A 24,834-nucleotide genomic window follows, 5' to 3' on the forward strand; every position below is an offset into this window, starting at 1 on the left:
TTGGTCTAACTTTTGGGGGTCGGTTCATAATAGAAGGATTATGCTCGTTCGGTTTCTTTTTAGAATGGAGCGACTAATGAAGATTTTTAGTCTGTCTTCAAATATCGCCACAATGATGTTCGGCTGATCCCTAGTTGTTCCGCGGTTTTTGTTTGGTTGCCATTGTTTTGCTCTAACACGTTTAAGATGATTTCTTTTGAATAATCAAAAAGCGTCGGATTTTCAACTTTTGTTTGTAAGGTAAAGCTTCCCAGATGCGAGTCTGAGAAATGTTGAATCAACCGTTCTTTTTTTAACAACTGAATCACTTGATGCTCAGAAATGTAATGAGTGGTTGCATTGATGACTAATTCCTTAAGAGCGGATTGTAGCTGATTGAAATTTCCTGGCCATTCGAAGGCTAGAAATTCTTTTAAGGCATTTGGTTCAAAACCAAGTACATCTTTATTGCATTCGATGTTTATTTTATTCAACAATAATGTAGTGATCACACTCAATTCATGTTTTCGTTCCTTGAGAGGCGGGGCGTAGATACTGGCGCAATTTAATTCAAATAATAAACGATTATAGATTTTCTCTTCACTAGCATTATTGGTATTATAGGTGAACAACAAATTATTTCTTTGCAGGAGCTTGGTGTTTTTAACGATTGTAATCAGCTGTTCCGCGTCTCTTACTGAAAGTTGTTCGATGTTTTGAAAGAGCAGGGTATTATGCTCATCAACCAATGGACCATTGGTGGGATTTACGAGAAATTTCCACATTTTTTCATTCATCAGCTTGGCATCAATTGAGATTAGTTGATTATTATGCATTTCTTGATTCAAAAAGGTCTGATAGGCAATACTGGATTTGGCGGTTCCGGTCTCGCCGACGATAATGATAGAATTGTAGAAATTTTTGATTCGTTGCAGATTTCTTTTTGTTTCCTCTTGAATAAATTGAGTAAATAAAAGCTTTGTTGTAAAAATTTCTTCCACCTCAGAGCGCTTTTGGTAAAAAATGCCAAAGCGATTATTTATGATAGGCGGGGTCGAAATTTTTAGAATACAGCTATAGTAGGTTCGCTCATCAACTATTATTTTTTTTACATTAAGCATATAGACCCTGTTTTTAAAGGTATGATAGTATTGGTTTTCGTCTGTCATATCTTTTTTTGTGTTTAAAAATTTGGCGATCGAGCTGGATAAATCATTCGACGTATTTGCATAATACACCTGAAAGGCCTCATCAATGATGATAAAATCCTGTTTTTGCTGGTGAAGACTTTCTTCCAAGACTGATTTCTCATGAATGACTCTTTTTAATTGTTTGGCAATCGTCAAAGCCTCCTGGTAAGCATGCTTGATACTTTCAAACCCCGAAGTGATCAAAATAGTATTAATTGATTTCGTCAGTGCGAGCCGATTCGTGATGGCGTCGCACAGAATCATTTCGTATTGCTCCTCGATTAAGATATCCAAGGTCATACTCGTATCCGTTGATTCATCTAATGTGATGATTTTAATCGTGTATCCTAAAATATCACAAAGCAAATGAGCCGTTTCAGTAATACTGGCGTAGCCGACAATTGCGAAATTTTCTGTATAGTTTTTAGCTAAACGTATGGTTCCAAGAATATCGTAAATGGAAATTGAGACATCAATCACTGGAATTGAGACTACCTGACGAATTAAATCAGCAGTTCCTCCACGAGAAATGATCGCATCATAGTCATTTTCAAACAGCTCTGAGGCAATTTTTTGTCCTTCTTTCAAATCAGCTGTATAGATGTCGGATTCTACATCAGTAAATTGTTTACTGACGATACTCATGGAATTATTTAGTTCTTCATAAGGAGCAATTCCTAAAATTTTGATTTTTGCTGACATGCTTTTTCACCTCTTGTTTCATATTGGGACAATTATACATCTTTTTATTTAAGGAAAACATCAAAACAAAGAAAATGTTTCAATAATAAACGATTTTTTCTTTTTTTAAATATCCAAGGGCAAGGATGCAAGCTAAAATGAAACCATGAAATCTAAGGTGGTGAACGGATGATAAAGCTATTAGTTATCGCAGATGATTTTACCGGAGCGTTAGATACAGGTGTTCAATTTTCTAAACGAGGAATTCCAACGATGGTTTCGACTGATACAACATTTAACTTCAATGAAATGAATGAAGAAGTCGATGTATTAGTAATTGATACAGAAAGTCGTTACTTAAGATTTGAAGAGGCATACAGCTTAATTCATCGGATAATTGTAAGCGCTAAAAGTGCGGATGTGCCTTTCATTTACAAAAAAGTTGATTCTGCTTTGCGAGGGAATATCAGTGCTGAGATTAAAGCTGTGTTAGATGCTAGTCGAGCAACTGCGGTACCGTTTTTACCAGCTTATCCTGAAATGAATCGTGTATTAATAGATGGGAATTTATACATTGATCAAATATTAGTTTCTGAGAGTGTCTTTGGAAAAGATCCCTATGAGCCAGTGAATGAAAGTAACGTATTGCGACGATTAAAAAAAGAAGCGAATATTGATGGCCTCTTAATAAAAGAAACATTTCCGCAAAGCTTCAACGGTGTTTTACTATTTGATGCTAAAACGAATGAGGATATGGAGCAGCATGTCGAAAGGCTGCAACAGAAGAATTTGCTGTCAATGACGGTAGGATGTGCTGGGTTTGCGAAGATATTAGCAACAAAACTATTTCCCGAATATGAACCTAAAAATTATTCCTTAAAAAAACCTCTTGTGGTGATATGCGGAAGTGTCAACCCAATCACAAAAAAACAGGTCGATTATGTAGAGCAGAGGAACTATCCTAGAATTTCCTTGACCCATCACCAATTGTTACGCTCAAATTATTGGTTCGATTCAGAAGGAAAAAAGAAGGTGGATCATTATTTATCGTTAATGGAGAAGCATCCGCTGATTCTCTTTGAAACATTAAGTAAAGAAACTAGCATAGGAATTGAAAGCTACAAACAAGAACAAGGCTTAGATATTTCAGATTTTCGTTTTAAAATTGGTCGGTCATTAGGAGAACTAACGCAAGCTATTTGGTCGAAGGACTCTGAAAACACCTTCCTATTCACAGGCGGTGATACCTTGTTTCAGTCAATGAGTGTGTTAGGGATCAATCAGATAAAACCGCTGGTAGAAATTAGTGCCGGTGTGGTTCTTTCCTCAATTATATGGAAGAATCGAGAAATTCAGGTGATTACTAAGTCTGGTGGCTTTGGAAATGTTGAACTTTTTGAAGAAATCAGCCAATTAACAGAATAGATAAGAAAATGGAGGAAATAAAAATGCTTGCAGATTACAGCTTAAAAATGCCAAAGAATATTATTGCCGGCGAACATGCAATTGAGCAACTTTCAGATATCCTTGCAAAATGTGTTCAAAAGATCGTGATTTTTACCGATAAAGGAATTTTAGGCGCAGGGCTATTGGATTTACCTAAATCAATGATTGAAAAGGCTGGTGTAGAATACACGATCATATCGGAGATTCCGGCAGAACCGAATTATCATGAAGCCCAAGCGATGGTGGAGGAATTTAAGAAGGAAAAAGCAGATTTTATTATTGCAATCGGCGGCGGAAGTGTGATGGATGTTGCCAAACTAGCGTCAATCTTAGCGACAGATAGTTACACGGTTAAGGATTTATTGGACAATCCATTATTGGCTAAGAAGCAAATTACTAGCTTAATGATTCCAACTACCGCTGGAACAGGTTCAGAAGCGACTCCTAACAGCATCGTTGGAGTTCCGGAAAAGGAATTAAAAATTGGAATCGTCAATCCTGAAATGATCGCCGACTACGTGATTTTAGACAGTCGAATGATCAAAAATTTACCAAAACCGATCGCAGCAGCGACTGGAGTGGACGCGTTATGTCACGCAATTGAATGCTTCACTTCTACAAAGGCAAATCCAATCAGTAATACCTTCGCGTTAGAAGCATTGGACTTGATTATGAACAACATTATTGAAGCTTGCACCAATCCAGAGGCATTAGACGCAAAAAGTAACATGCTTTTAGGCTCCTTCTATGCTGGAGTAGCGATCACCTCATCAGGAACAACTGCCGTTCATGCACTTTCATATCCATTAGGTGGGAAATACCACATTGCTCACGGTGTTTCTAATGCGATGCTATTGACACCGGTGATGAAATTTAATGAACCAGCGATCAAAGAATTACTGGCGGTGGCATACGACCGAGTAGTAAAAAATGGCGATAAAAATTTAACAGTGGATCAGAAATCTAGTTACATGATCAATCAGCTAGAAGAAATCGTCAAAGTATTGGAAATTCCTACTAGCTTGAAAACTTTTGATGTACCAGCCGAAGACTTGGACGGTTTAGTAGCTGCAGGGATGGAAGTAACACGCTTGTTAGTCAACAATAAGCGCGAAGTGACACCTGAAGATGCAAGAAGCATCTATTTAGAAATTTTATAAAAAGGAATGGGGCAGAATAATATGGTAGAAATCAAAGGAATCATTTCTCCAATTTTAACACCAATGAAAAACGATGAGAGTGTTAATTATGAAGAGCTTCGTGTGCAAATCAATCGACTAATTGATGGTGGTATCCATGGAATCTTTGTTTTTGGGACCAATGGCGAAGGCTATATTCTTTCAGAAGAAGAAAAAATTGAAATCATGAAGGTGGCAGTTGAAGAGGTAAACGGTCGCGTACCTGTTTATGCTTCAACAGGACTTGTAGGAACAAAAGATACGATTCGTTTGTCACAAAAGGCGAAGGAGGTTGGTGTGGATGTACTTTCAATCATTACCCCTTCGTTTGCGGCAGCATCACAAGAGGAGTTGTATACCCACTTTAAAACAGTGGCTGAAAACGTGGATATGCCAATCGTTCTATACAATATCCCAGCGCGAACCGGCAATGCCATTGCTCCAGCTACCGTTGGTAAATTAAGTACGATTGACAATATTATTGGTGTGAAAGACAGCAGCGGAAATTTTGATAATATTTTGCAATACATTGAACAGACTCGTGAGCAGAAGGATTTCGCTGTTCTTTCCGGTAATGATTCATTGATTTTGTGGACGCTTCTAGCAGGTGGACAAGGCGGAATTGCGGGATGTTCAAACATCTATCCATTTGTTATGGCTCAGATTTATGAACAATTTTTAGAAGGAAATATTGAAAAAGCAAGAGCTTATCAAGATTCGATTCGTTCATTTAGAGATTGCTTCAAATTTGGTAATCCGAATACAATTGTCAAGCATACAGTAGGACTGTTAGGTTACCCAGTCGGGAAATGTCGTGCACCGTTCAATCAAGTTTCCCCACAGGCAACAGAAGCGTTGAAAAAAGTAATTGCAGAAAATCAAGAAAAAGGCATGAAATAGGATGGAGGAAGCGAAGTGAAAAAAATCGTTGGAATCACCATGGGCGATCCAGCTGGAATTGGTCCTGAGATCGCGATTAAAACCTTGAACAAACAAGCGTTATATGATCGGTGTCGTCCGCTATTAATCGGTGATGAAAGTGTTTTGAAATACTACTTAGAAAAGCATCCGGAATTAGCTCTAGCTATCAATGTAGTGAAAAAGCCAAATGAAGGAAAATTCACGTTTGGAACAATTGATTTGATTGATTTAGCTGTTGTAAACATGAAAGATTTGCCAATTGGGGAGGTCTCTAAAGTTGGCGGAAATGCCGCCTTTCAATATGTAAAAAAAGTGATCGAACTAGCGATGGCTAAAGAAGTTGACGCCACTGTTACAAATCCACTGAATAAAGAAGCAATGAATGCGGCTGGTCATCATTATGCTGGACATACTGAAATTTATGCAGATTTAACTGGAACTGAAAAATATACGATGATGCTGGCAGACGGGAATTTGCGGGTTGTGCATGTTTCGACTCATGTTTCCTTAAGAGAAGCCTGCGATCGTGCCACAAAAGAACGGGTTTTAGATGTGATTCGAATTGCGAATCAAGCCTGCAAAAATTTAGGAATCGCTGAACCGCGAATCGCAGTGGCGGGCTTGAATCCTCACTGTGGTGAAAATGGTTTGTTCGGTCAAGAAGAAATCAATGAGATCAATCCAGCCGTAGAAACTGCTAAGGCAGAAGGCATCAAAGCGTATGGTTCTTTACCAGCGGATACCGTGTTTTCCAAGGCGAACGGCGGGATGTATGACATCGTTGTTGCAATGTATCACGATCAAGGGCACATTCCGTTGAAAACATTAGGCTTTGTCTATGATCAGAAAGCAGGTGCTTGGGAAGCGGTCAAAGGAGTAAACATTACTCTTGGTCTGCCGATTATTCGAACTTCTGTGGATCATGGTACCGCATTTGACCAAGCCGGAAAATGGACGGCAAGTGAATTCAGTCTTGAAAATGCTATCGACTATGCGATTCGTTTAGCCGAGAATTCTTAGGAGGTTGAGAAATGATTATTGATGCAGTAGCAAATTTGAAACATTATACGAAATTATTTCCCAATATTCCTGATGCGCTTGAAGCAATGAATAGGATTGAGCAACAGGAATTTGGCAAAAAGTATTTCTTCGAGGGTGGTTTCTTCTTCTTTCAAGAAGGAGCGACCAAACCCATTGAAGAGACACAATTCGAAGCGCATCGAAACTTCGTAGATCTTCAGATTGTCTTGGAAGGGGAAGAATATATCGCTTGGAACAAAATTGACGATTTAACCGAAGCGATCCCCTACAACGCAGAAAAAGATGTTCAAAAGTTTACGGGTAAAGATACACATAAGATGAAAATATCTGAGGGCATGGCATACCTTTGCTTTCCTTGGGATGGTCATAAAGCGGTTTTTCACGTCGATCAGCCGCTGCGCTTTAAGAAAGCAGTCATTAAGTTAGCACTTAATTAAAAAGGAAGCACTCTGGAAAAATAAGTGAGCGACTGCCGGTGAAACCTAGTTGGATGGGATGCGACATGAATCGTTTACTTAGTTTTTCTAGAAGAAAAAATAAACACATTAATAGGAAGAATAAGGAGGAAAAAGTATGACAGAGTTACCGAAAGTACGACAATCTGAACCAAATGGCGTGGTTTATCGGGATGATTTTATGAATATAGATTTTGGATTGATTCCCACTGGCGGAAAAGCAACTGCTCATGCACCCGCATTAATTGAAACGAAGGATGGTGGGATGTTGTGTGCGTGGTTTGCTGGAAGTTTTGAAGGAAGCGGAGATATTTCCATCGCTGTTTCCAAGTTAGACCCTAAAACACAGGTTTGGTCAGAGGCAAAGATTGTTTCTAAGGGTGAAGATCGCAGTGAACAGAATCCAGCCTTTTTCAGAGCACCGGATGGCGAGATTTGGTTAATTTATACGTCTCAATTGAGCCGTCAAGAAGGCAAAGATAACATGCAGTTTACTTCTATTATTATGGTTCAAAAATCTGAGGATGAGGGAGAGACTTGGAAAGAACCAGAGGTATTGTTCGATAATGAAGGGACCTTCTCTAGACAAGCAATTCAAGTTTTAAGTAACGGCCGTTGGATTTTTAGTACATGGCTATGTGAAGATTCACCAGATGGATTGACCAATGATCCAACGGAATTTCAAGTTTCAGACGACCAAGGAAAAACGTGGAAAGCGGTTCGGATGCCTGATAGTAATGGGCGAGTACATGCAAATCTAATTGAAGTAGAAGAAGGACATTTAGTTGCCTTTATGCGTAGTCGATTTGCGGATCATGTTTATAAGAGTGAATCGCATGATTTCGGTGATACTTGGTCAGTTCCAGAAGCGACCATGCTACCGAATAATAATGCGAGTGTCAGTGCAATTAAGCTGCAATCGGGTGAAATCGCTTTAGCTTATAATGTGAACGCTGCCAATCGTGCGGAATTCGGAAAAGTGGCATGGCCTGGCTTACGAAATCCAGTTGCTGTTTCAGTTACAGAAGATCATGGTAAAACTTGGCCAATCGGCAGAGTCTTTGAACCCGCTGAAGGCTATATTGGAATCGAAAATAAAACGAATAACTCGCAGCACGAATATCCGACACTTTATCAAGACAGCAATGGGGTGTTGCATTTGGTTTATGCCTACAAGAATCGTTTGTGCGTGAAGTACGTTCGTTTTACAGTGGAAGATTTATTTGGCGAAAAAAGAGAAGCAGAGGGTGTCTATAATCCAACTTCGGGTGAAGGCGTCTAACCGAAAAAAATAACTATTTGAAGTTTCCAGCATCAGTGTGTTGCGCTGCAGAGCGACCACTGCTCAGGACTTAGAATTACATTTACTGCTGATACATAGGGCGTTGATCTTCCTTATGTATCAACAGAAAGTAAAAAATTATTTCATTTTAACAAAAAAGGAGAATACAAAAATGACAATAGAAATGATTCTCGCCCTGGGTATTTTGGTTTTCATGATCGTTTTGATCATGTCTGACAAATTGGCCTTTGGCGCTCCACCTTTGTTGGCCTGCTTGTTATTGGTTGTTACTGGTTTATCAACAGTTCAAGAGGCTTTTGCAGGATTTGTAAATTCAAGTGTAATTATGGTAGCAGGATTTATGGTTGTAATGGCAGGTTTAATGAAGACCAGTTTGATTGGCAGAGTCCAATCCACGATGATTTCTTTGGTTAATCGTGGCGGCTATAAAAGTTATGTGTTACTGCTGATCGTGGTGATGCTTGGTGCAAGTCTGACAGGTTCTGGATCTACTGGGTATTATGTTCTTATTTTATCGTTAGTATCGATGATTCCTTATAATAAAAAAATGCCTACATCAAAATTAATGATGCCTTTAGGTTTTGCGACGAACCATCCGTTACTGCCCTTTAACTGCGCGTTATTTTATGGCGTAACTGTCAGTGTGTTAGAAACGGCGGGGTATAAAGAGACGATCTCAATGCCGAAATTTGCAATCGTTAACTTCATTTTAGCAATGGGTTTCCTAGTTTGGAGTTTGATTGCTTATCGTTTATTACCAGATCATCCAATTACAGAACCAGGAGAAGAGGATAAAAAAGAAGAAGCTGAAGCAGTAGTATTGCCGGCGTGGAAAGAAAATCTTACGATTGCTTTATTCATGTTAAGTGTTGCTGGCATGATGATGATGAATACATTAGGTGATGCTTCTTATGTGATTCCGGGATTAGCAGGTGCTATCCTCTTAGTAATCAATGTGTTAGATTTCAAAGAAGTGCGTGACAGTATGGGAGCACCAGTAATCTTGATGATGGCTGGTGTTATCGGAGTGGCAGATGCCTTAGCAAATACTGGATTTACAGCGATGATCGGTGATTTAGTGGCAGATACGATCGGAACGAATTTCCATCCATTCTTCTTAGTGTTGATCTTCGCTTTATTAACTAGTACTTGTGCAACATTTACGGGTTCAAACATGGGATCTGTTTATATTTTCGCTCCAATCGCGATAGCGACAACGATTAGTTTAGGTTTAAGCCCTGTTGCAGCGGCAACAGCAGTTGTGATCTCTGGTTGGAATGGAGGGTATATGCCTGTAGATGGAATGCCAGCCATGATCATGGGGATGGGAAAATACAAGCTGCCGGAGTTCTGGAAATATTCAGTGCCTATGTATCTGATTCGAATCGTTGCACTGACAATCGGATCAGTCGTAGTCTTTCCATTTTAAATGAAGTAATTGTTTTGTTTGGATTGACCGTTCTACATTAGAATTTTAATTTCCACATAAGGGAGTAACCAGCAGTGTAACAGCTGAGACAGTATCACCAATAACGAAAAAATTTTTCTGGTGCTGTCTTGAATGGTGAGACTTGTGTATGCCTTTTTAGACATACACAAGTCTCTTTTTTTAAGAAAAATTAGGAGGAAGTTATGACAGAAACGAATAAGAAACAAAGTACAACAGCATTTTATGCGGAAGCTACAGAACTTGTTTTGACTGAAATGCAGACATCAAGCGATGGATTAAGTAATAACGAGGCAAAAAAACGTTTAGCAGCATATGGAAAAAATGAACTGGCTGAAGGTAAGAAAAAGAGTCTATTGATGAAATTTGCGGAACAGTTCAAGGATTTTATGATTCTGGTTTTACTTGCTGTTGCAATCATCTCAGCAATTGTATCTCATGAAGTTGTTGATTCAATCATCATTTTACTCGTTGTGATCATTAATGCGATCATGGGTGTTTTTCAAGAAGCCAAAGCGGAGCAGGCGATTGAAGCGTTGAAGCAAATGTCGACACCAAATGCTACTGTCTTGAGGGACGGGCATACCTTATCAATCAAAAGTGATGAGCTAGTTCCTGGGGATATTGTATTACTAGAAGCGGGAGATGTTGTTCCAGCAGATATTCGATTATTAGAAGCGGCTTCATTAAAAATTGAAGAAGCGGCCTTGACGGGTGAATCGGTACCAGTGGAAAAAGAAACGGGCGTATTACCAGCTGGTGATATTGGTATTGGGGATCGTGTAAACATGGCTTTTTCAAATAGCAATGTAACCTATGGCCGGGGTAAAGGTGTTGTAGTGAACACTGGAATGAGTACCGAAGTCGGAAAAATCGCTGATATGTTGGCTCAAGCGGACGAAACAGAAACGCCGCTGAAGAATAATTTGAATGATCTGGGTAAATTCTTGACTATAGCGATAATTGCCATCGCAGTGATTATGTTTATCGTTGGAACATTGATCAATGGGACTTCTTTCGTAGACATGCTGTTGACTTCGATTTCCTTAGCCGTTGCAGCAATTCCTGAAGGATTACCAGCAATTGTGACAATCATTTTAGCTTTAGGAACCCAAGTAATGGCAAGACGTAATTCTGTTATTCGCAAATTACCAGCTGTGGAAACGTTAGGAAGCACGGACATCATTGCTTCGGATAAAACAGGAACTTTGACACTGAATCAAATGACTGTAGAAAAATTGTATGATGAGTTTCAGCAAAAATCGGCTAAATCTACTATTGGAACAGACGACTTAGCGATAAAAATCATGAATTACGCTAATGATACAAAATTTGCTCAAGATGGAACATTGATTGGTGATCCCACGGAAACGGCTTTAGTTCAATTTGGGATTGATCAGAATTTTGATATTCACCAAAGTCTGAAAAAAGAGCCTCGTGTCGGAGAGCTCCCTTTTGATTCAGATCGGAAACTCATGAGCACGGTTCATCAACTTGCTGACGGAAGATATCTAGTTGCGGTAAAGGGAGCTCCAGATGTCTTAATTCAACGAACAAAACGTGTATTTGTAGCTGGCCAAGAACATTCCATGACGGAAAAACAAAAGAATGAAATTCTGTTTAACAATGCTGATATGGCGAAGCAAGCACTACGGGTGTTGGCGATGGGCTTCAAGTATTTAGACGAACTCCCACAAGAATTGACGTCAGAAATACTTGAAAATGATTTATGCTTTGCTGGATTAGTCGGGATGATTGATCCCGAAAGAGAAGAAGCTGCCGAAGCGGTGAGAATGGCAAAAGAAGCTGGGATTCGACCTATTATGATCACAGGAGATCACAAAGATACTGCTGAAGCCATCGCGGTTCGTCTAGGAATTATTCATGATGGAAATTCCAACGCTGTCTTAACCGGTGCAGAGCTGAACGAGCTGAGTGATGAAGAGTTTGCTAAAAAAGTGTACAACTATTCTGTGTATGCGCGCGTATCGCCAGAGCATAAGGTCCGGATCGTAAAGGCCTGGCAGCAAGAAGGAAAAGTAGTAGCGATGACCGGCGATGGTGTCAATGATGCTCCGTCATTAAAACAAGCCGATATCGGAATTGGTATGGGGATTACTGGTACAGAAGTTTCTAAAGGCGCCTCCGATATGGTACTGGCTGATGATAATTTTGCTACGATCGTCGTTGCAGTCGAAGAAGGTCGGAAAGTATTTTCGAATATTCAAAAGACTGTTCAATACTTGTTAGCAGCGAATTTAGGTGAAGTATTGACTTTATTTATTGCGACCTTGTTTGCTTGGGATACTTTGTTGCCGATTCACTTATTATGGATCAATTTAGTAACTGATACATTTCCAGCAATCGCATTAGGAATGGAACCAGCTGAAAAAGATTTAATGAGTCATAAACCAAGAGGGCGCAGTTCAAATCTATTCTCTGGTGGAGTGTTCAGCAGTATTATTTATCAAGGAATTTTAGAAGGCGGGATTACGTTGTTTGTTTATTGGTTTGCGATTCAAAATCCAGCGCATACAGCGTTAAATATGCCGGAATTATCCACTCAGGCACTTTATAATTTGCAACATGCAGATGCCTTGACGATGTGCTTTGCGACACTTGGATTTATGCAGCTATTCCACGCCTTTAACGTGAAGTCTGTGAAGCAATCAATTTTCAAAGTAGGGCTGTTCCGTAACAAAACCTTCAACTGGGCGATTTTGCTTTCCTTTGCTCTGATGGGTGTAATTATTTTGGTACCGGGACTAAACGATATTTTTCGTGTAGCTTCTTTAAATGGTATCCAATGGAGTGTAGTTGCTGGAGCGTCCTTCTCAATTATTCCGATTGTTGAATTTGTAAAGTTTTTTCAGCGAAAAGTTTCTGCTGAAAAAGTTGAAGAAGCAGTAATCGAGTAAAAAAACAGGCAGTGTGTCAGAATTTAGATACGCTGCCTGCTTTTTATGCACTAAGCTATTTTTTGGGACAGACATATTTCATTGTCATAGTCCCGACAATTATCGTATTTACATAGATTTGTTCGATGATTCCTGTTACTTTTTCTCCATGGCAGTCTACGGTAGTAATTTCATTACCAATAACATATTCCATTAATCATCCATCCCTTTCACCTGACATCCTACCACTGATTAAGGAATCATTCTCTTCAATTATTTATTATGAAACGAAATTATTAATAGTGCGTATCATTTGTTATTTTACTTTTTTAGATGATTCATCCGAAACTAAAATCTAGTAAAGAAAAATACAATTACACACCTCCTTAGTCATTGACTGATTGGTATACTCAGAGTGTAACTAAATGAAAGAGTGATTTAAGAATGAGGCGCATCTGAGGATTGTTACTCATTTAGAAAGCAATGAAGCTAAAGACTTTTGAGAAATCCTTCACCCGATTTGACGATACACGCTATAATGGGTTTAATAAAAGAATGATTAACAGGATGAGAGGTGATTCCATGAAATCAGAAAAAGAGACGACAAATTCGTTGATTGAAAATCGAGCAGCTTCCCTGCAAACTACCTCAAAGGTTGTGCTGCCACCATCTCTAGCTGAACGAATAGAACGTTATCCAGAAAATAAACGGCGGCCCGTTAATAAAACGGTTTTTAAAAATGATTATTTTCAATTGACCTACAATACAAGAAATCAATCTATGGCAATTTCCTCAAAAGGCGATTTAGTCTATTCAGCGATTCCTTATGATACAGCTCGAAACTATATCCAACGTGCCGCGATCCAATACTTGCTTCATCCAGAAGAAATTCGACGCTATATCGAGCTTCATCAGACAACAATAGAGAAATATTTGATGTTGAGCATTTTTCAGGTGTCTGGAAATCGTGTGGATGATAAATCATTTGAAGTAAAGCAGGCTTATAAAGCGATCCTGCAAAATCCGTTATTAGAAATTCAGGTTGCTGGACGATTGATGCAACACGATGAAACCGGACCGTTATCAGCGAATCTGGCCGGAAAATTTCTTTTTAGTGAAAATATAAAAACCGGAATTGCAGGCTATATTTCTGAGTATTTGAATTTCGTTGTTCAGCTGGCTAATTCATTGCCATTGATGATCGATGGAAAAGATGTTCAGTTGTTAGATGCAGTGGAGCAAGATCAACTGCTGATCGACAAAGGACTGACGATATATTCGGATATTGAATCGGCACTTTCCTTATTGCCTCAAGAAGTGAAGCATGATGTTGAACAGGCTCTAGCTGTTACTGATTCAGCTCAAATGGTCAATACTCAACCGCTTCTACGCTCTCAATATGGGGAAGAACTCTCCCGAACGCGGGAAAACTATGTTGCTCACAGTGTCCATCCCGATGAAGCAGAGAAGTATTTCAAAAACGTCCATTCCACTGAAAATCGTAATCTGATCAATGTGGTTTCAGATATCCATGCGCAGGATGGAAAGTTGCCATTTGTTAATCGACATTTTAATGTGCTGGTCGGTGATGTGTCGGATTCTCATGTTCAAGATGAAGAAATTGAAGGGATCTATGTGATAGGAGGACATGAACTAATGGATGTTCTACCTGAAACGACCGATGTATCTGATGAGCAATGGGATAAGTGGCGACCGTTTTTCAACTATGAATGGTTTAAGGAACTAATGCAAGAAACGGATGAAGCGTGGTATTTATTACCGACTGGTGAGCATGATTTTTATGAAGTGGTCAAAACGGAAATCACTAGTCGCTTTCCAAAAATGAAGCTTTTGAACAATGAGTATCTTATTTATGAAGGTATTCGTTATGTCGGTTTGACAATTCCTGTTGCGTTAGTGAGACGAAAAGAAGCGCTGCAACGATTCATTTTAAACGCGCTGGAAAAAATCTTAGGCGAGGACGTGGATACACCCACTGTAATTGTTTCTCACGCACCATTGTTCAATGAACTGAGCCTACTGCCAGAAACAAGCGATGCATATAATAAAGATTATGTTTGTTCAGAACCACAGATAGAAAAGCTATTTGAAAGATACAATATTATCGGCGCTATTCATGGACATCATCATATCCCGGCATCTTCAAGACGCTTCAAAAATGTTGAATTTGCTGGAAAACGGATGTTTGTTGTGTGCTCGATTTATTCAAAAGTAAATACCGGGTTTGAATTAATGAGCTTATTAGAATGCGGAAAATAAGTGACAGAGGAGAAGAAAGATTTTCGCCTCTGTTGATTTTTACGATTATTCAAAGATAATATATTTGTTCGTATATAGCTTTATCCGAATATGAAAGAATGTATGGAGGAAATCTATCAGAGTCGTAATCTCAGGCAATATCACTTTTCAAGAGTAATATAGAAATTTATTAACAGAACTTGCTAACGCTGGATTTGACGTAATTGACTATTCACGAGAAACTCAAAACTTAGCAGAGGAGTATCCGCAAATTTTGATGGGATTTTATAAAAAGATAGAGATCACTGATATTTTTTCCTTATTTAATCAAGATAAGAGAGGATTTTCGTCGAAAGATCGCTGTACTTCAAATGAGTCGACGGATTTAGAAACAAGTAATGAGCTGTGACGAAATTTTTGTCACAGCTCTTTTTTTGATTTTTATAAAAAATCTTGAATCAGCTTCTTATTTTCCGGTCTTTTATCAATTTCCAGTTTGGCGATTTTGTGGATTAACATATCAAGCGTAATCTCATTCATTTCTTCTTCTACTTTTTTCTGCAGCGCATCGTATTTTTCGCTAAGCACTTCTTGAATATTTGCGCCAACGATACAATTCGGATTTGTTTTAGGATCTACTTGAATCAAGTTCGTATTTCCCTCAATACTTTTATAAATTTCTAATAGCGTGATATTTTCCGGTCGTTTTGCGAGAGTGGGGTTTGGTTTTCCGATTTGTGTGAGGATCAGCCCAGATTTTTTTAGTTGGCTCATGATTTTTCGAACATTTGCTGGATTCGTTTCCACACTTTTAGCAATCATTTCACTAGATAGCGCATCAGTTCCTTTGCAGATTTCAATATAAGCAAGGATGTGGATGGCATCACTGAATTGTATCGAGTATTTCATGACCTCAGCTCCTTTTGTAATTTTCTTTCTTGACATATCTTATCATACTACTTATGATTATAGGTGTAAATTATAAATGTACAGCAAAAGAAAAGGAGCGGATCATATGAATTATTTAGTAACAGGTGCAACTGGAGGATTCGGAAATCATGCATTGGACTTCTTGAAAAAAAGTATTTCAACCTCGGAGATTTTTGCTTTGGTTCGAAGTGAAGCAAAAGCTGAAGCTTTAAAAAGGGCTGGTATACATGTTCGAATCGGTGATTATGGGGATAAGGAGGCTATGGAAAGAGTATTTGAAGGAATTGATCGTGTGCTGTTTGTGTCTGGTGCTCCAGGCAATCGACAGAAGGAGCACGCAAATGTGGTTGAAGCAGCAATAAAAGCAGGAGTATCTTACATTGCTTATACAAGTTTTGCTGAAGCGGACAAAGCAACTAGTCCTTTAGCTGAGGATCATCTTTTTACAGAACGATTGATTGAAAAAGCAGGCATCTCGCATACATTTTTGCGTAATAATTGGTATTTAGAGAATGAATTGCCGTTAGTCGAAGCGGCTATGAATAGTGGGAAATTTGTTTATGCGGCTGGAAATGGAAAAACAGGTTGGGCGATGAAAAGAGAATACGCAGAGGTGGCTGCAAAGGCTCTACTAGGAGCTGACTATCCAGCCATTTTAGAACTTTCTGGAAAACCAGTAAACTATAACACTTTGGCGAACGCGCTAAAAAAAGCGACAGGAAAAGAGTTTGAAGTAATAAGTTCAGATGATTCAGGTTTTATTAATCATTTGGTTGCCAACGGAATGCCTCAATCGGTCGCAGAACTATTTTTATCTTTCCAATATGATATTAAAAATAATCAACTAGATGTTACTTCTACGGATTTCGAAAAAGCATTAGGCAGACCACTAATGAGTTTGGAAGCAGGATTTAAAGAGCTTTTGCATTGATGGATACACAGACTTTTTTGTCTAAGCATTATAAAACAGCTAGATAAGCCTAAAATGACTATTCCTTCTTTGGAATAGTCATTTTTAGTAAATGAAAAACTTGTATGGAGATACTAATCAGAAATGATTTCATACATAATGGCAAGATCTTCCGCCGCCATTCGAACCTTTGATTTTTCAATCAAAATATTTTTACCAGTCATGATGTAAGAGGGCATGATTCGGATATTTTGATAGTAAAGTTCAGTGTTTCGCAATTTATAGGTGGAGATAGCTGGGACAATATTTCTTTTTGTAGACTTTTTGGTGATCCGATTAAAGCATTTTTTTGCGACATCGCCCATCAACATAATTACTTGAACATTTGGAAAAAGGTTCAATTCCTTTTCTAAATAAGGCAAACTTTTTTCGATGCTGTCATTAGAGATTGTCGTTTCTGATTTTGGAATTTTTATCGCGTTAGTTAGATAAATACCGTAAGACAATATGTCTTGAATGTTTGTAACCTCGATACCGGCTTTTTGAAATAATGGTATTGTAGTTTCCATGTAAGCAGCATCTTCTAAACCGTAGAAATCATTGTTTGGATCAGCAGGAACCACTTCGTTAATCATAATCGCCTTTATTAATTTTGGATCGATATCAATATCGTTTAAATAAATCTGGTCATTTTCATCTACGTATTTCTCAATTTCTTGTTTGATATTCATTTTGTGACCTCCTTTAGTTTAGTATACAAAAGAAATCTTGACAGTGAGTGTCCAGTTTAGATTGATTGCCAAAATAATTGAGCGATGCTGGATTTTGATGACAATGAACTTATCAGCTGCTAAGCAGATTATTTTCCTTCATAAAATAATCGTGTTAGGGTAATTTTATCAACTGATAAGTGGAGGTCTTTTTATGTTTTTAGCGATTAATGAAATCAAACATTCGAAATTGCGTTACACGTTAGTAATGGGAGTCATGTTTTTGATTGCCTATCTGGTATTTTTTTTAACGGGGTTGGCTTATGGGCTGGCGCAAGATAATCGAACAGCAGTAGATAAATGGAATGCAGATTCCATTCTTTTAACAGAGGAAGCGAATAATAATCTCAATATGTCAATGATACCGCTGAAAACTTTTGATGATGTAAAGGCAGATGAAAAAGCCTATCTTGCTCAAACAGCGGGAGTAATCAAAAGTGATGGGGGAGAAAAAATTGATGTCAGCTTTTTTGGTATCGATAAGGATCAATTTCTGGCTCCAAAGCTGACTAGCGGAAAGATGTTTTCTTCTGATAATGAAGCAGTAGCGGACCGTTCGCTAAAGGATGAATACAATCTGAAGCTCGGTGAAACTGTTAAAATGGCAGGAAACGATAAAACATTAAAAATCGTTGGGTTCACGGATAATGCAAAATTCAATGTAGCACCAGTATTGTATACAACGATTGGTGCGTATCAGGAAATTCGCTTTGAAACACAAGGAACTAGTGAAAACACTCGAATCAACGCGATCATTACTAGAGGAGATGTTCAATCTGTTCCAAATGATTTAGAGGAGACGGACATCAAGAGTTTTATCAATGATCTACCAGGTTACAGTGCACAGGTCTTGACCTTTGGATTTATGATCGGTTTCTTGATCGTAATTGCTGCAATCGTCATAGGAATTTTCATCTATGTGTTAACGATGCAAAAGGCAGAAATATTTGGTGTGATGAAGGCTCAGGGAATTTCAAGTCGCTATATTTCAAATTCTGTAATTGCGCAAACATTCCTATTAGCGACTGTTGGGGTAGTGATTGGATTAGCAGCTACGTTAGGAACAGCTCTGATATTACCAGATGCAGTGCCATTTCAGGTTAATATGCTGTTCTTTGGCGGAATCAGCATATTGATGATCTTAGTTGCTTTAATTGGTGCGTTCTTCTCAGTGCGAACCATTGTAAAAATTGATCCATTGAAGACAATCGGATAGGGGGAAGAAAAATGAGTGCAATTGAATTTAAACGAGTAGAAAAATCATTTAAAGATGGCGATTCAACGATTGAAGCGTTGAAGGAAACAAATTTTTCAGTGGAAAAAGGGGAGTTCGTTGCCATTATTGGTCCGTCTGGTTCGGGAAAGAGTACATTTCTGACGATTGCAGGCGGTTTACAGGCTCCTTCGGAAGGAGAAGTTCTGATCAACGATGATGATTTCAGCGAAAAGAAGGAAAAAGAACGGGCAAAATTACGCTTCAAGGAAATTGGTTTTATTTTGCAGGCATCAAACCTAGTCCCGTTTTTAACCGTCAAAAAGCAATTAAAGCTAGTCGACAAAGTTAGTAAAAGTGATAATTCGGAAATGGCGGAAAAATTATTCGAGCAATTGGATATCGCCAGTTTAGAAAATAAATATCCTGAAGAGCTTTCTGGCGGGGAACGTCAACGAGTCGCGATCGCTCGGGCGTTGTATCATGACCCAACGATTATTTTAGCCGATGAACCGACAGCCAGTCTGGACTCTGAGAAGGCTTATGAAGTTGTAAAAATTTTAGCCAAGGAAACCAAAGAAAAAAATAAGGCGACAATCATGGTCACTCATGATACTCGGCTGGTGAAATTCTGTGACCGAATTTTAGAGATGAAGGATGGAGAATTAACAGAAAAAGACATTTCAGAAGCGAACGAATAACCTTATCGCGTATAATGATGGTATCAAATAAAAAAGAGGCGATTGGATGTATGAAGAGATTTTAGATGTTGCTGAAGAATTATTTATGAAGCAAGGCTATAATGACACATCTACTAGGCAAATCGCGAAAATACTTGAGATTACGCAACCAAATATTTATTACCATTTCAAAAATAAAGAAGAAATCTATTTTCAAGTAATGCAGCGATTGGCAAATGAAGTTGGGAAAAACCTATCAGAGCTTTCAGCTCAAGATATTAGTTTTGAAGAAAAAATCTTGGCAATGGCTTTCTATTTACAACAAAGGCATCCTTTCAGCCTTTTTATGATGATGCATGATATTCAGCATACGCTGAGTCCTGAAACAGCTCAAAAGTTATTTGTACTTTGGCAGAGCTCTTATAAACATCCTTTTCTTAAGGTATTTAACAATGAATCTCAAATAAGGGAGACGGTTGATCCGAATTTTGCTGTGAGTCAATTGTTTATCTTGATATCCGCTTACTTGGATTCACCTGTGAATGTGCGGCAAGAAAATCTGGAGAAAGCAATTCAACTTTTTTTCCATGGTGTATTAAAATAACGAAAAAAATCCCACTGTCATCTTCGACAGTGGGATTTTGCTTAAGCTAAGACAGCTGCGATCATGTCTGGCAATTCTTTTTTCATGACACGTTTGGTATTTAGTGCATCTGTATAAGTAACAGTTTGATCTGCTGCGATAGTTGCCAATAATTGACGGTCTTTCTTCGGTGGGTTATAAAATACCTCGATCGCTTTATCAGCATCAGACCATTCAGCAGAGTAATTTGCTTTTGATTTTAAAGATTGATTCAATGCTTCTGCTTGGTCTGCGGTTACATCAGCACTAACAGGTTCCTTGACTACATCAGCCAAGATATCTTGAGCAAGCTCCGCTGCTTTGTCAGTATCCTCACTTTCAACAACAGGTTCTGATGTTTTAAAACTTTCTGACCATAAATTATAGATGCTGTTGGTCAATTGATTTAAGGTATTTGTTTGTGGTTTTTGAATATGAGCATTGACTAATTCTCTAAAGGAATGGTCATGCTCAGCACTTTGAATATGGCGAGTTTTTCCATCAGGAGTTGTCTCATCAAGGTGGATTTGATGTGTGTTCACTTTATCAAAATAGATTTTTACATCACTGTGGATGTGCTCACTCAGTGTTTTTTCCACTTGAGCAAAAGTTTTGTTGATTTGTTTGTTACGAATTTTGAGTGATTTTTTGATACTTTTTAAATTCACGAGTATAATTCAGTCGCTTTCTTTTAAGAGTTGTACTAATCCGTTAGTATTATAGCATACTTCGTGAAAAATGCAGTAGGAATACGATAAAATAGGTTATTTGATTCAAAAAAAGCGACTTTCAAATAAAATATTGAGTAATTCAATTTAAAAATGCTTAATTTTTTAGCATACGATGACTGTTAGTGTGGAAAAAGGGAAAGAACGGAGGTTAAAAAAAATCTCAGCTGCTTTTACCTGAAGACAGCTGAGATTTCTTACTTATCTTAAATCATCTAAAAATTCAGTTTTACCAGGATCGATTTCATCCTTCATCTTGATGATCTTGGCAGGGGTGCCAGCGACAACGGCTCCAGCTGGAACGTCTTTGGTAACGACAGCACCGGCTGCAACAACGGCATCTTTTCCAATATGGACTCCCTCTAAAACAACGGCATTAGCTCCTACTAAAACATTGTCTTCTACGACAACAGGTGAAGCACTAGGCGGCTCAAGTACGCCAGCCAACACCGCTCCTGCACCAATATGGGCATGTTTCCCAACAGTTGCACGTGCACCTAAAATAGCTCCCATGTCGATCATCGTGCTTTCACCGATGGAAGCACCGATATTGATAATGGCCCCCATCATGATGACTGCTTTATCACCAATCTCAACACGATCACGAATCAATGCACCAGGCTCAATGCGAGCGTTAACTGATGAGATATCCAGCATTGGAATTGCCGAATTTCTGCGATCGCTTTCTACATGTACATCACTGATCTTTCCTTGATGCTCGTTTATTACTTCTTGTACCGCTTGACTTTCACCAATCAAGATCCAGGTTTGTTCTTGACCGAAAAATTGAACTTTTTCTTTGGTGATTCCCGCTAAGTTTCCTTGAACATAGGCTTTCACAGGAGTCGTTTTTTCGGCATTTTTAATAAATTTAGCAATTTCATAAGGATCGGTTAAAGTCATTGAATCTGCTCCTATCTCATACTAAGGTAATTATTTTTCAAAAGGCGAAAAATAAGTTTGATTTTCGCCACGTATATCATCCAACTAAAGATTTAGAATTAAAATAGACAATGATTTATGTCTTAATAGCAATTCAAGTATAACTGCCAAAAGTTGGACTGACATCCTATCTCATACTAAGGTAATTATTTTGTCTCGTTTGTTATTTCTCATCAATCAATTTTTCCATATCGTACAAACCAGTCGCTTTATCACTGATATATTTTGCGGCTTTAACTGCGCCACTAGCAAAGATATTTCGGGATAAAGCCAAGTGGTTCAACTCGATCACTTCATCAGGACCGGCATAGATTACGGTGTGTTCACCAGGAATCGTACCGCCGCGAACGGCGTGAATACCTAATTCTGATAACGGATTTTCTAAATCATTGCCATGGCGGCCATAAATATAAGTTTTCTTTTCCTCTACCGCGTCATTTACCGCATCAGCTAATAATAACGCAGTTCCGCTAGGAGAATCCTTTTTCTGATTGTGGTGTTTTTCCACGATTTCAATATTGAATTCTTCCTCTAAGACGGGTGTGATTTCGCGAATCGCTTTTGCTAAGAGATTGATCCCTAGAGACATATTGGCTGAGAAGAAGACGGCCGTTTGTTCTGCCGTTTTAGCTATTTGTTCTTTTACTTCATCAGTCAGACCGGTTGTGGCTACAACAACAGGGATTTTCTTTTCTGCACAATAATCCAAAACAGCAGGGACTGCGGTATAGTGAGAAAAATCAATGACTACATCTGCATTTACCTGACAATCGTTGATTGCTTGAAAAGTAGGAAAGTCCGCTTCGAAGGCTTCACGATCAATTCCGGCAACGACTTGCATATTGGATTGATGCGCGATCATTGTCTGTAGAACCTGGCCCATGCGGCCATTGGCACCATTTAAGATAATATCGATCATTTAGCAACCTCCAATCCATAAGCAGCCATTTCCTTTTTCAATCCTTCAACGGTTTCGTCTTTCGCTGCAGAAAGTGGGAGACGGAAGTTTGGTTCGATTTTTCCTAATAAACTCACACCTGTTTTGACTGGAATAGGATTTACTTCGCAGAAGATCGCATGAATCAATGGAATTTGTGCTAACTGAAGTTCTTTGGCTTTTGAAAAGTCGCCATCTAATAAGGCTTGTGTTAATTCATGGGTTTGCCGTGGGGCAATATTGGCGATTGTTGAAATAGAGCCTTTTCCACCAAGGGCCATGATCGGTAAGACTTGATCATCATTTCCAGAATAGATCGTAAAATCGTCTGGCATGATTCGTGCAATATCAGCAATTTGTGAGATATTCCCACTGGCTTCCTTGATTGCTACCACATTAGGAATTTCGCCTAGGCGTTTCACCATTTGTGGTGTGATATTCATATTAGTACGTGAAGCAACAGAATATAAAATAATCGGTAATTTCACGCTTTCAGCAATTTTTTGATAATGTAAAAAGAGGCCTTCATCTGATGCTTTATTATAATAAGGAGTCACGATCAATAGAGCATCGGCGCCAACTTTCTCAGCACCAGTCGATAATTCGATGGCATGCTGGGTATCGTTTACACCAGTTCCGGCAATAACTGGAATTCGTCCGTTCACCTTTTTGACGACTGTCTCGATTACAGCAATATGTTCGTCATTGGCTAAAGTGGAAGCTTCGCCAGTAGTTCCGCAAGCGATGATTGCATCGGTTCCTTCACTGATCTGCCACTCGACTAGCTCCTCTAACTTCTTGTAATCAACAGCACCATCGGCTTTCATGGGCGTAACTAGAGCAACACCAGATCCTTCAAATATTCTCAAGGGAAACAACTCCTTCTTCATTTTTTTCAAAGCCTTTGTAAAAAGGTCTTTAATAGTAGAATTATATCTTAATTATGAGTGCCTGCCAACGAAAATCTCATGAAATTTTTAATCAAAGAAAGTCAAAAAAACAAGGACGTCTAATGTCCTTGTAAGTTTAGTTGATACATTAGCCATAGATCAAGACTAGCAATCACTAGATAAGACGTACCAATCTTGGTACCGAAGAGGAAAAAATAGGTAAGGCTACCAAGAAAATAAACGATCAGTTCTAAGCAAAGTTTCCCGTTGCCAGTCAGAACAGTTGGGGATTTTGGCGCACCATATCTCGCCCAAACTAGTGTGATAGTAATTGTTAAAACAGCGAAGAGAATTCGTTGTAAAATACCTTTTTTGATAAAGATACCACTAAAAAGCCCGCCAGCTGTTGCGATTTCAAGTAAAAATCGGATACCCAATACAATACTAGCCAAAAACGTGCACCTCCACAAAAATTTCTATCATTATAAGTAGTAGAAAATTCTAAAACATCAGGAAAAAACAATCAATGTATGGACGTTTTAAAGAATAAATGCGATCGCTACAAAAAGATAAGTCCAGCGAATATCTTTTTGGCAGAGAAGATAGATACATCCGGCAACTACTGAAAAAAAGATCGTATACAATCCGCCACTGAACCCTTGAAGAAGAAAATGAATTAGGCCCCAAGTGATCGCAAGTAGTAATCCTCCACTAGGAAATCGCTCAGACAATCCAAATTGAGATTCGAAAAATTTCTGACCAAACGCGATGACTAATACAATCAAACTACATTCTGCAAAATAATAGAATAGACGAAAAATAAAGGCAATAATACTTTTCTTCAGTTCCCCATTAAACTCGACGACTGGTTTGAATCCGCCAAAGCCGATTGTAGAAACTACGATCACAGAAAATACTAAGCAAATAATTAGTATAAGTTTTTTATTTTCCAGAGGCCGAGAAATGCTAAAAACATCAAAATTAAAGCGGCTCTTCGCATAATGAATTAAGAAAATAGAAACAACTGACCATAAAATTGCCGTCAATCCGGCATTTACAGCTAGACTCAAACCACTGCTAACCAACCCAAGAAGCAATTCCAAACTAAACCCTGCAAAAGCATAAAGTGCCAACCATAAAAAGTCGACAGGCATAATCTTTTTTTCTTTTTCCAATTTTGTTCCTCCAAATTTCTTTTTACTAAGTGTACCAAGTAATTAAGGGATAGGTACTAAAAAATTGAGTAAGGCTCAAGAGAACAATGAGAGGAGATCAAATGAATTGTAAATTTTTAGAATTTAAAATCACAATTACTCGTTTAAACGAAAGAGAATCATGTATTAATTTTGAAAAATTTCAAAAACAAATTAATGACCGCTGATGCAATCTGTACTATAATATGAGAAACTATCAAT

23 protein-coding genes are annotated in these 24,834 nt (G+C 38.4%); 13 read left to right on the forward strand and 10 right to left on the reverse strand.

The annotated features are described in order from the left end of the window. Positions 1 to 86 precede the first annotated feature (86 nt). On the reverse strand, positions 87 to 1,871 hold the full coding sequence (locus tag OMU_RS01470) for a sigma-54-dependent Fis family transcriptional regulator (RefSeq protein WP_016178205.1): 1,785 nt from the start codon (positions 1,869 to 1,871) through the stop codon (positions 87 to 89). Between the two features lie 168 nt (positions 1,872 to 2,039). Here OMU_RS01470 and OMU_RS01475 point away from each other — a divergent pair, with 168 nt between their 5' ends. The 8 genes from OMU_RS01475 to OMU_RS01510 all read left to right on the forward strand — a co-directional run bounded on the left by OMU_RS01475 (position 2,040) and on the right by OMU_RS01510 (position 12,559). Then, positions 2,040 to 3,275, forward strand: a complete 1,236-nt coding sequence (locus tag OMU_RS01475; protein ID WP_016178206.1) for a four-carbon acid sugar kinase family protein — start codon at positions 2,040 to 2,042, stop codon at positions 3,273 to 3,275. 23 nt (positions 3,276 to 3,298) lie between these two features. Beyond that, positions 3,299 to 4,456 (forward strand): iron-containing alcohol dehydrogenase, encoded by a 1,158-nt coding sequence (locus OMU_RS01480; protein WP_016178207.1) that lies wholly within the window; start codon positions 3,299 to 3,301, stop codon positions 4,454 to 4,456. Between the two features lie 21 nt (positions 4,457 to 4,477). Further along, a complete protein-coding gene (dapA, locus tag OMU_RS01485; RefSeq protein ID WP_016178208.1) occupies positions 4,478 to 5,374 on the forward strand; it encodes a 4-hydroxy-tetrahydrodipicolinate synthase in 897 nt (298 codons plus the stop codon). 39 nt (positions 5,375 to 5,413) lie between these two features. Then, entirely contained in the window at positions 5,414 to 6,415 is a 1,002-nt protein-coding gene (gene pdxA / locus OMU_RS01490; RefSeq protein ID WP_071879953.1) for a 4-hydroxythreonine-4-phosphate dehydrogenase PdxA, read from the forward strand. 11 nt (positions 6,416 to 6,426) lie between these two features. After that, positions 6,427 to 6,873 (forward strand): NanQ anomerase/TabA/YiaL family protein, encoded by a 447-nt coding sequence (locus OMU_RS01495; protein ID WP_016178210.1) that lies wholly within the window; start codon positions 6,427 to 6,429, stop codon positions 6,871 to 6,873. Between the two features lie 136 nt (positions 6,874 to 7,009). Next, complete coding sequence (locus OMU_RS01500) at positions 7,010 to 8,173, forward strand: sialidase family protein (protein WP_016178211.1); 1,164 nt, start codon at positions 7,010 to 7,012, stop codon at positions 8,171 to 8,173. Between the two features lie 172 nt (positions 8,174 to 8,345). Beyond that, positions 8,346 to 9,623: an SLC13 family permease gene (locus tag OMU_RS01505; RefSeq protein ID WP_016178212.1), complete on the forward strand. Its 1,278-nt coding sequence runs from the start codon at positions 8,346 to 8,348 to the stop codon at positions 9,621 to 9,623. Positions 9,624 to 9,826: 203 nt separating this feature from the next. Beyond that, positions 9,827 to 12,559 carry a cation-translocating P-type ATPase gene (locus OMU_RS01510; RefSeq protein WP_016178213.1) on the forward strand — a complete coding sequence of 911 codons (2,733 nt, stop codon included), beginning with the start codon at positions 9,827 to 9,829 and terminating at the stop codon, positions 12,557 to 12,559. A 55-nt stretch (positions 12,560 to 12,614) separates the two neighbouring features. Here OMU_RS01510 and OMU_RS23280 read toward each other — a convergent pair whose 3' ends face one another. Further along, positions 12,615 to 12,752, reverse strand: a complete 138-nt coding sequence (locus OMU_RS23280; RefSeq protein WP_016178214.1) for a hypothetical protein — start codon at positions 12,750 to 12,752, stop codon at positions 12,615 to 12,617. A gap of 368 nt (positions 12,753 to 13,120) precedes the next feature. Between OMU_RS23280 and OMU_RS01515 the strand changes: the two genes are divergently transcribed. Further along, positions 13,121 to 14,818 carry a metallophosphoesterase family protein gene (locus OMU_RS01515; RefSeq protein ID WP_016178215.1) on the forward strand — a complete coding sequence of 566 codons (1,698 nt, stop codon included), beginning with the start codon at positions 13,121 to 13,123 and terminating at the stop codon, positions 14,816 to 14,818. Between the two features lie 420 nt (positions 14,819 to 15,238). Here the strand turns inward: OMU_RS01515 and OMU_RS01520 are convergent, their stop codons facing one another. Beyond that, the gene (locus OMU_RS01520; protein ID WP_016178216.1) at positions 15,239 to 15,706 is read right to left on the reverse strand and encodes an Rrf2 family transcriptional regulator; all 468 of its coding nucleotides are present in this window, start codon (positions 15,704 to 15,706) and stop codon (positions 15,239 to 15,241) included. Positions 15,707 to 15,812: 106 nt separating this feature from the next. Between OMU_RS01520 and OMU_RS01525 the strand changes: the two genes are divergently transcribed. After that, positions 15,813 to 16,658 carry an SDR family oxidoreductase gene (locus OMU_RS01525; RefSeq protein ID WP_016178217.1) on the forward strand — a complete coding sequence of 282 codons (846 nt, stop codon included), beginning with the start codon at positions 15,813 to 15,815 and terminating at the stop codon, positions 16,656 to 16,658. A gap of 113 nt (positions 16,659 to 16,771) precedes the next feature. On the opposite strand, the gene OMU_RS01530 is transcribed toward OMU_RS01525, so the two are convergent. Continuing rightward, positions 16,772 to 17,368, reverse strand: a complete 597-nt coding sequence (locus OMU_RS01530; RefSeq protein WP_016178218.1) for a uracil-DNA glycosylase family protein — start codon at positions 17,366 to 17,368, stop codon at positions 16,772 to 16,774. 193 nt (positions 17,369 to 17,561) lie between these two features. Between OMU_RS01530 and OMU_RS01535 the strand changes: the two genes are divergently transcribed. Genes OMU_RS01535 through OMU_RS01545 form a run of 3 tightly spaced genes read left to right on the forward strand, consistent with a single transcriptional unit; the run spans position 17,562 to position 19,904 of the window. Further along, entirely contained in the window at positions 17,562 to 18,623 is a 1,062-nt protein-coding gene (locus tag OMU_RS01535; protein ID WP_016178219.1) for an ABC transporter permease, read from the forward strand. Positions 18,624 to 18,634: 11 nt separating this feature from the next. Next, the gene (locus tag OMU_RS01540; RefSeq protein ID WP_016178220.1) at positions 18,635 to 19,321 is read left to right on the forward strand and encodes an ABC transporter ATP-binding protein; all 687 of its coding nucleotides are present in this window, start codon (positions 18,635 to 18,637) and stop codon (positions 19,319 to 19,321) included. Between the two features lie 46 nt (positions 19,322 to 19,367). Beyond that, positions 19,368 to 19,904 (forward strand): TetR/AcrR family transcriptional regulator, encoded by a 537-nt coding sequence (locus tag OMU_RS01545; protein ID WP_016178221.1) that lies wholly within the window; start codon positions 19,368 to 19,370, stop codon positions 19,902 to 19,904. A 41-nt stretch (positions 19,905 to 19,945) separates the two neighbouring features. Here OMU_RS01545 and OMU_RS01550 read toward each other — a convergent pair whose 3' ends face one another. The 6 genes from OMU_RS01550 to OMU_RS01575 form a co-directional block, all read right to left on the reverse strand. Continuing rightward, the gene (locus OMU_RS01550) at positions 19,946 to 20,590 is read right to left on the reverse strand and encodes a hypothetical protein (protein ID WP_016178222.1); all 645 of its coding nucleotides are present in this window, start codon (positions 20,588 to 20,590) and stop codon (positions 19,946 to 19,948) included. Between the two features lie 261 nt (positions 20,591 to 20,851). Next, entirely contained in the window at positions 20,852 to 21,553 is a 702-nt protein-coding gene (dapD, locus tag OMU_RS01555; protein WP_016178223.1) for a 2,3,4,5-tetrahydropyridine-2,6-dicarboxylate N-acetyltransferase, read from the reverse strand. Positions 21,554 to 21,755: 202 nt separating this feature from the next. Then, entirely contained in the window at positions 21,756 to 22,511 is a 756-nt protein-coding gene (dapB, locus tag OMU_RS01560; RefSeq protein WP_016178224.1) for a 4-hydroxy-tetrahydrodipicolinate reductase, read from the reverse strand. Then, entirely contained in the window at positions 22,508 to 23,398 is an 891-nt protein-coding gene (dapA, locus tag OMU_RS01565; protein WP_016178225.1) for a 4-hydroxy-tetrahydrodipicolinate synthase, read from the reverse strand. Before dapA (OMU_RS01565) ends, dapB begins: the two co-directional genes overlap by 4 nt. A 140-nt stretch (positions 23,399 to 23,538) precedes the next feature. Then, complete coding sequence (locus tag OMU_RS01570; protein WP_016178226.1) at positions 23,539 to 23,871, reverse strand: YrdB family protein; 333 nt, start codon at positions 23,869 to 23,871, stop codon at positions 23,539 to 23,541. Positions 23,872 to 23,958: 87 nt separating this feature from the next. Continuing rightward, positions 23,959 to 24,594, reverse strand: a complete 636-nt coding sequence (locus OMU_RS01575) for a hypothetical protein (RefSeq protein ID WP_016178227.1) — start codon at positions 24,592 to 24,594, stop codon at positions 23,959 to 23,961. Between the last annotated feature and the right edge of the window lie 240 nt (positions 24,595 to 24,834).

This window comes from Enterococcus avium ATCC 14025, assembly GCF_000406965.1.
GTDB lineage: Bacteria > Bacillota > Bacilli > Lactobacillales > Enterococcaceae > Enterococcus_A > Enterococcus_A avium.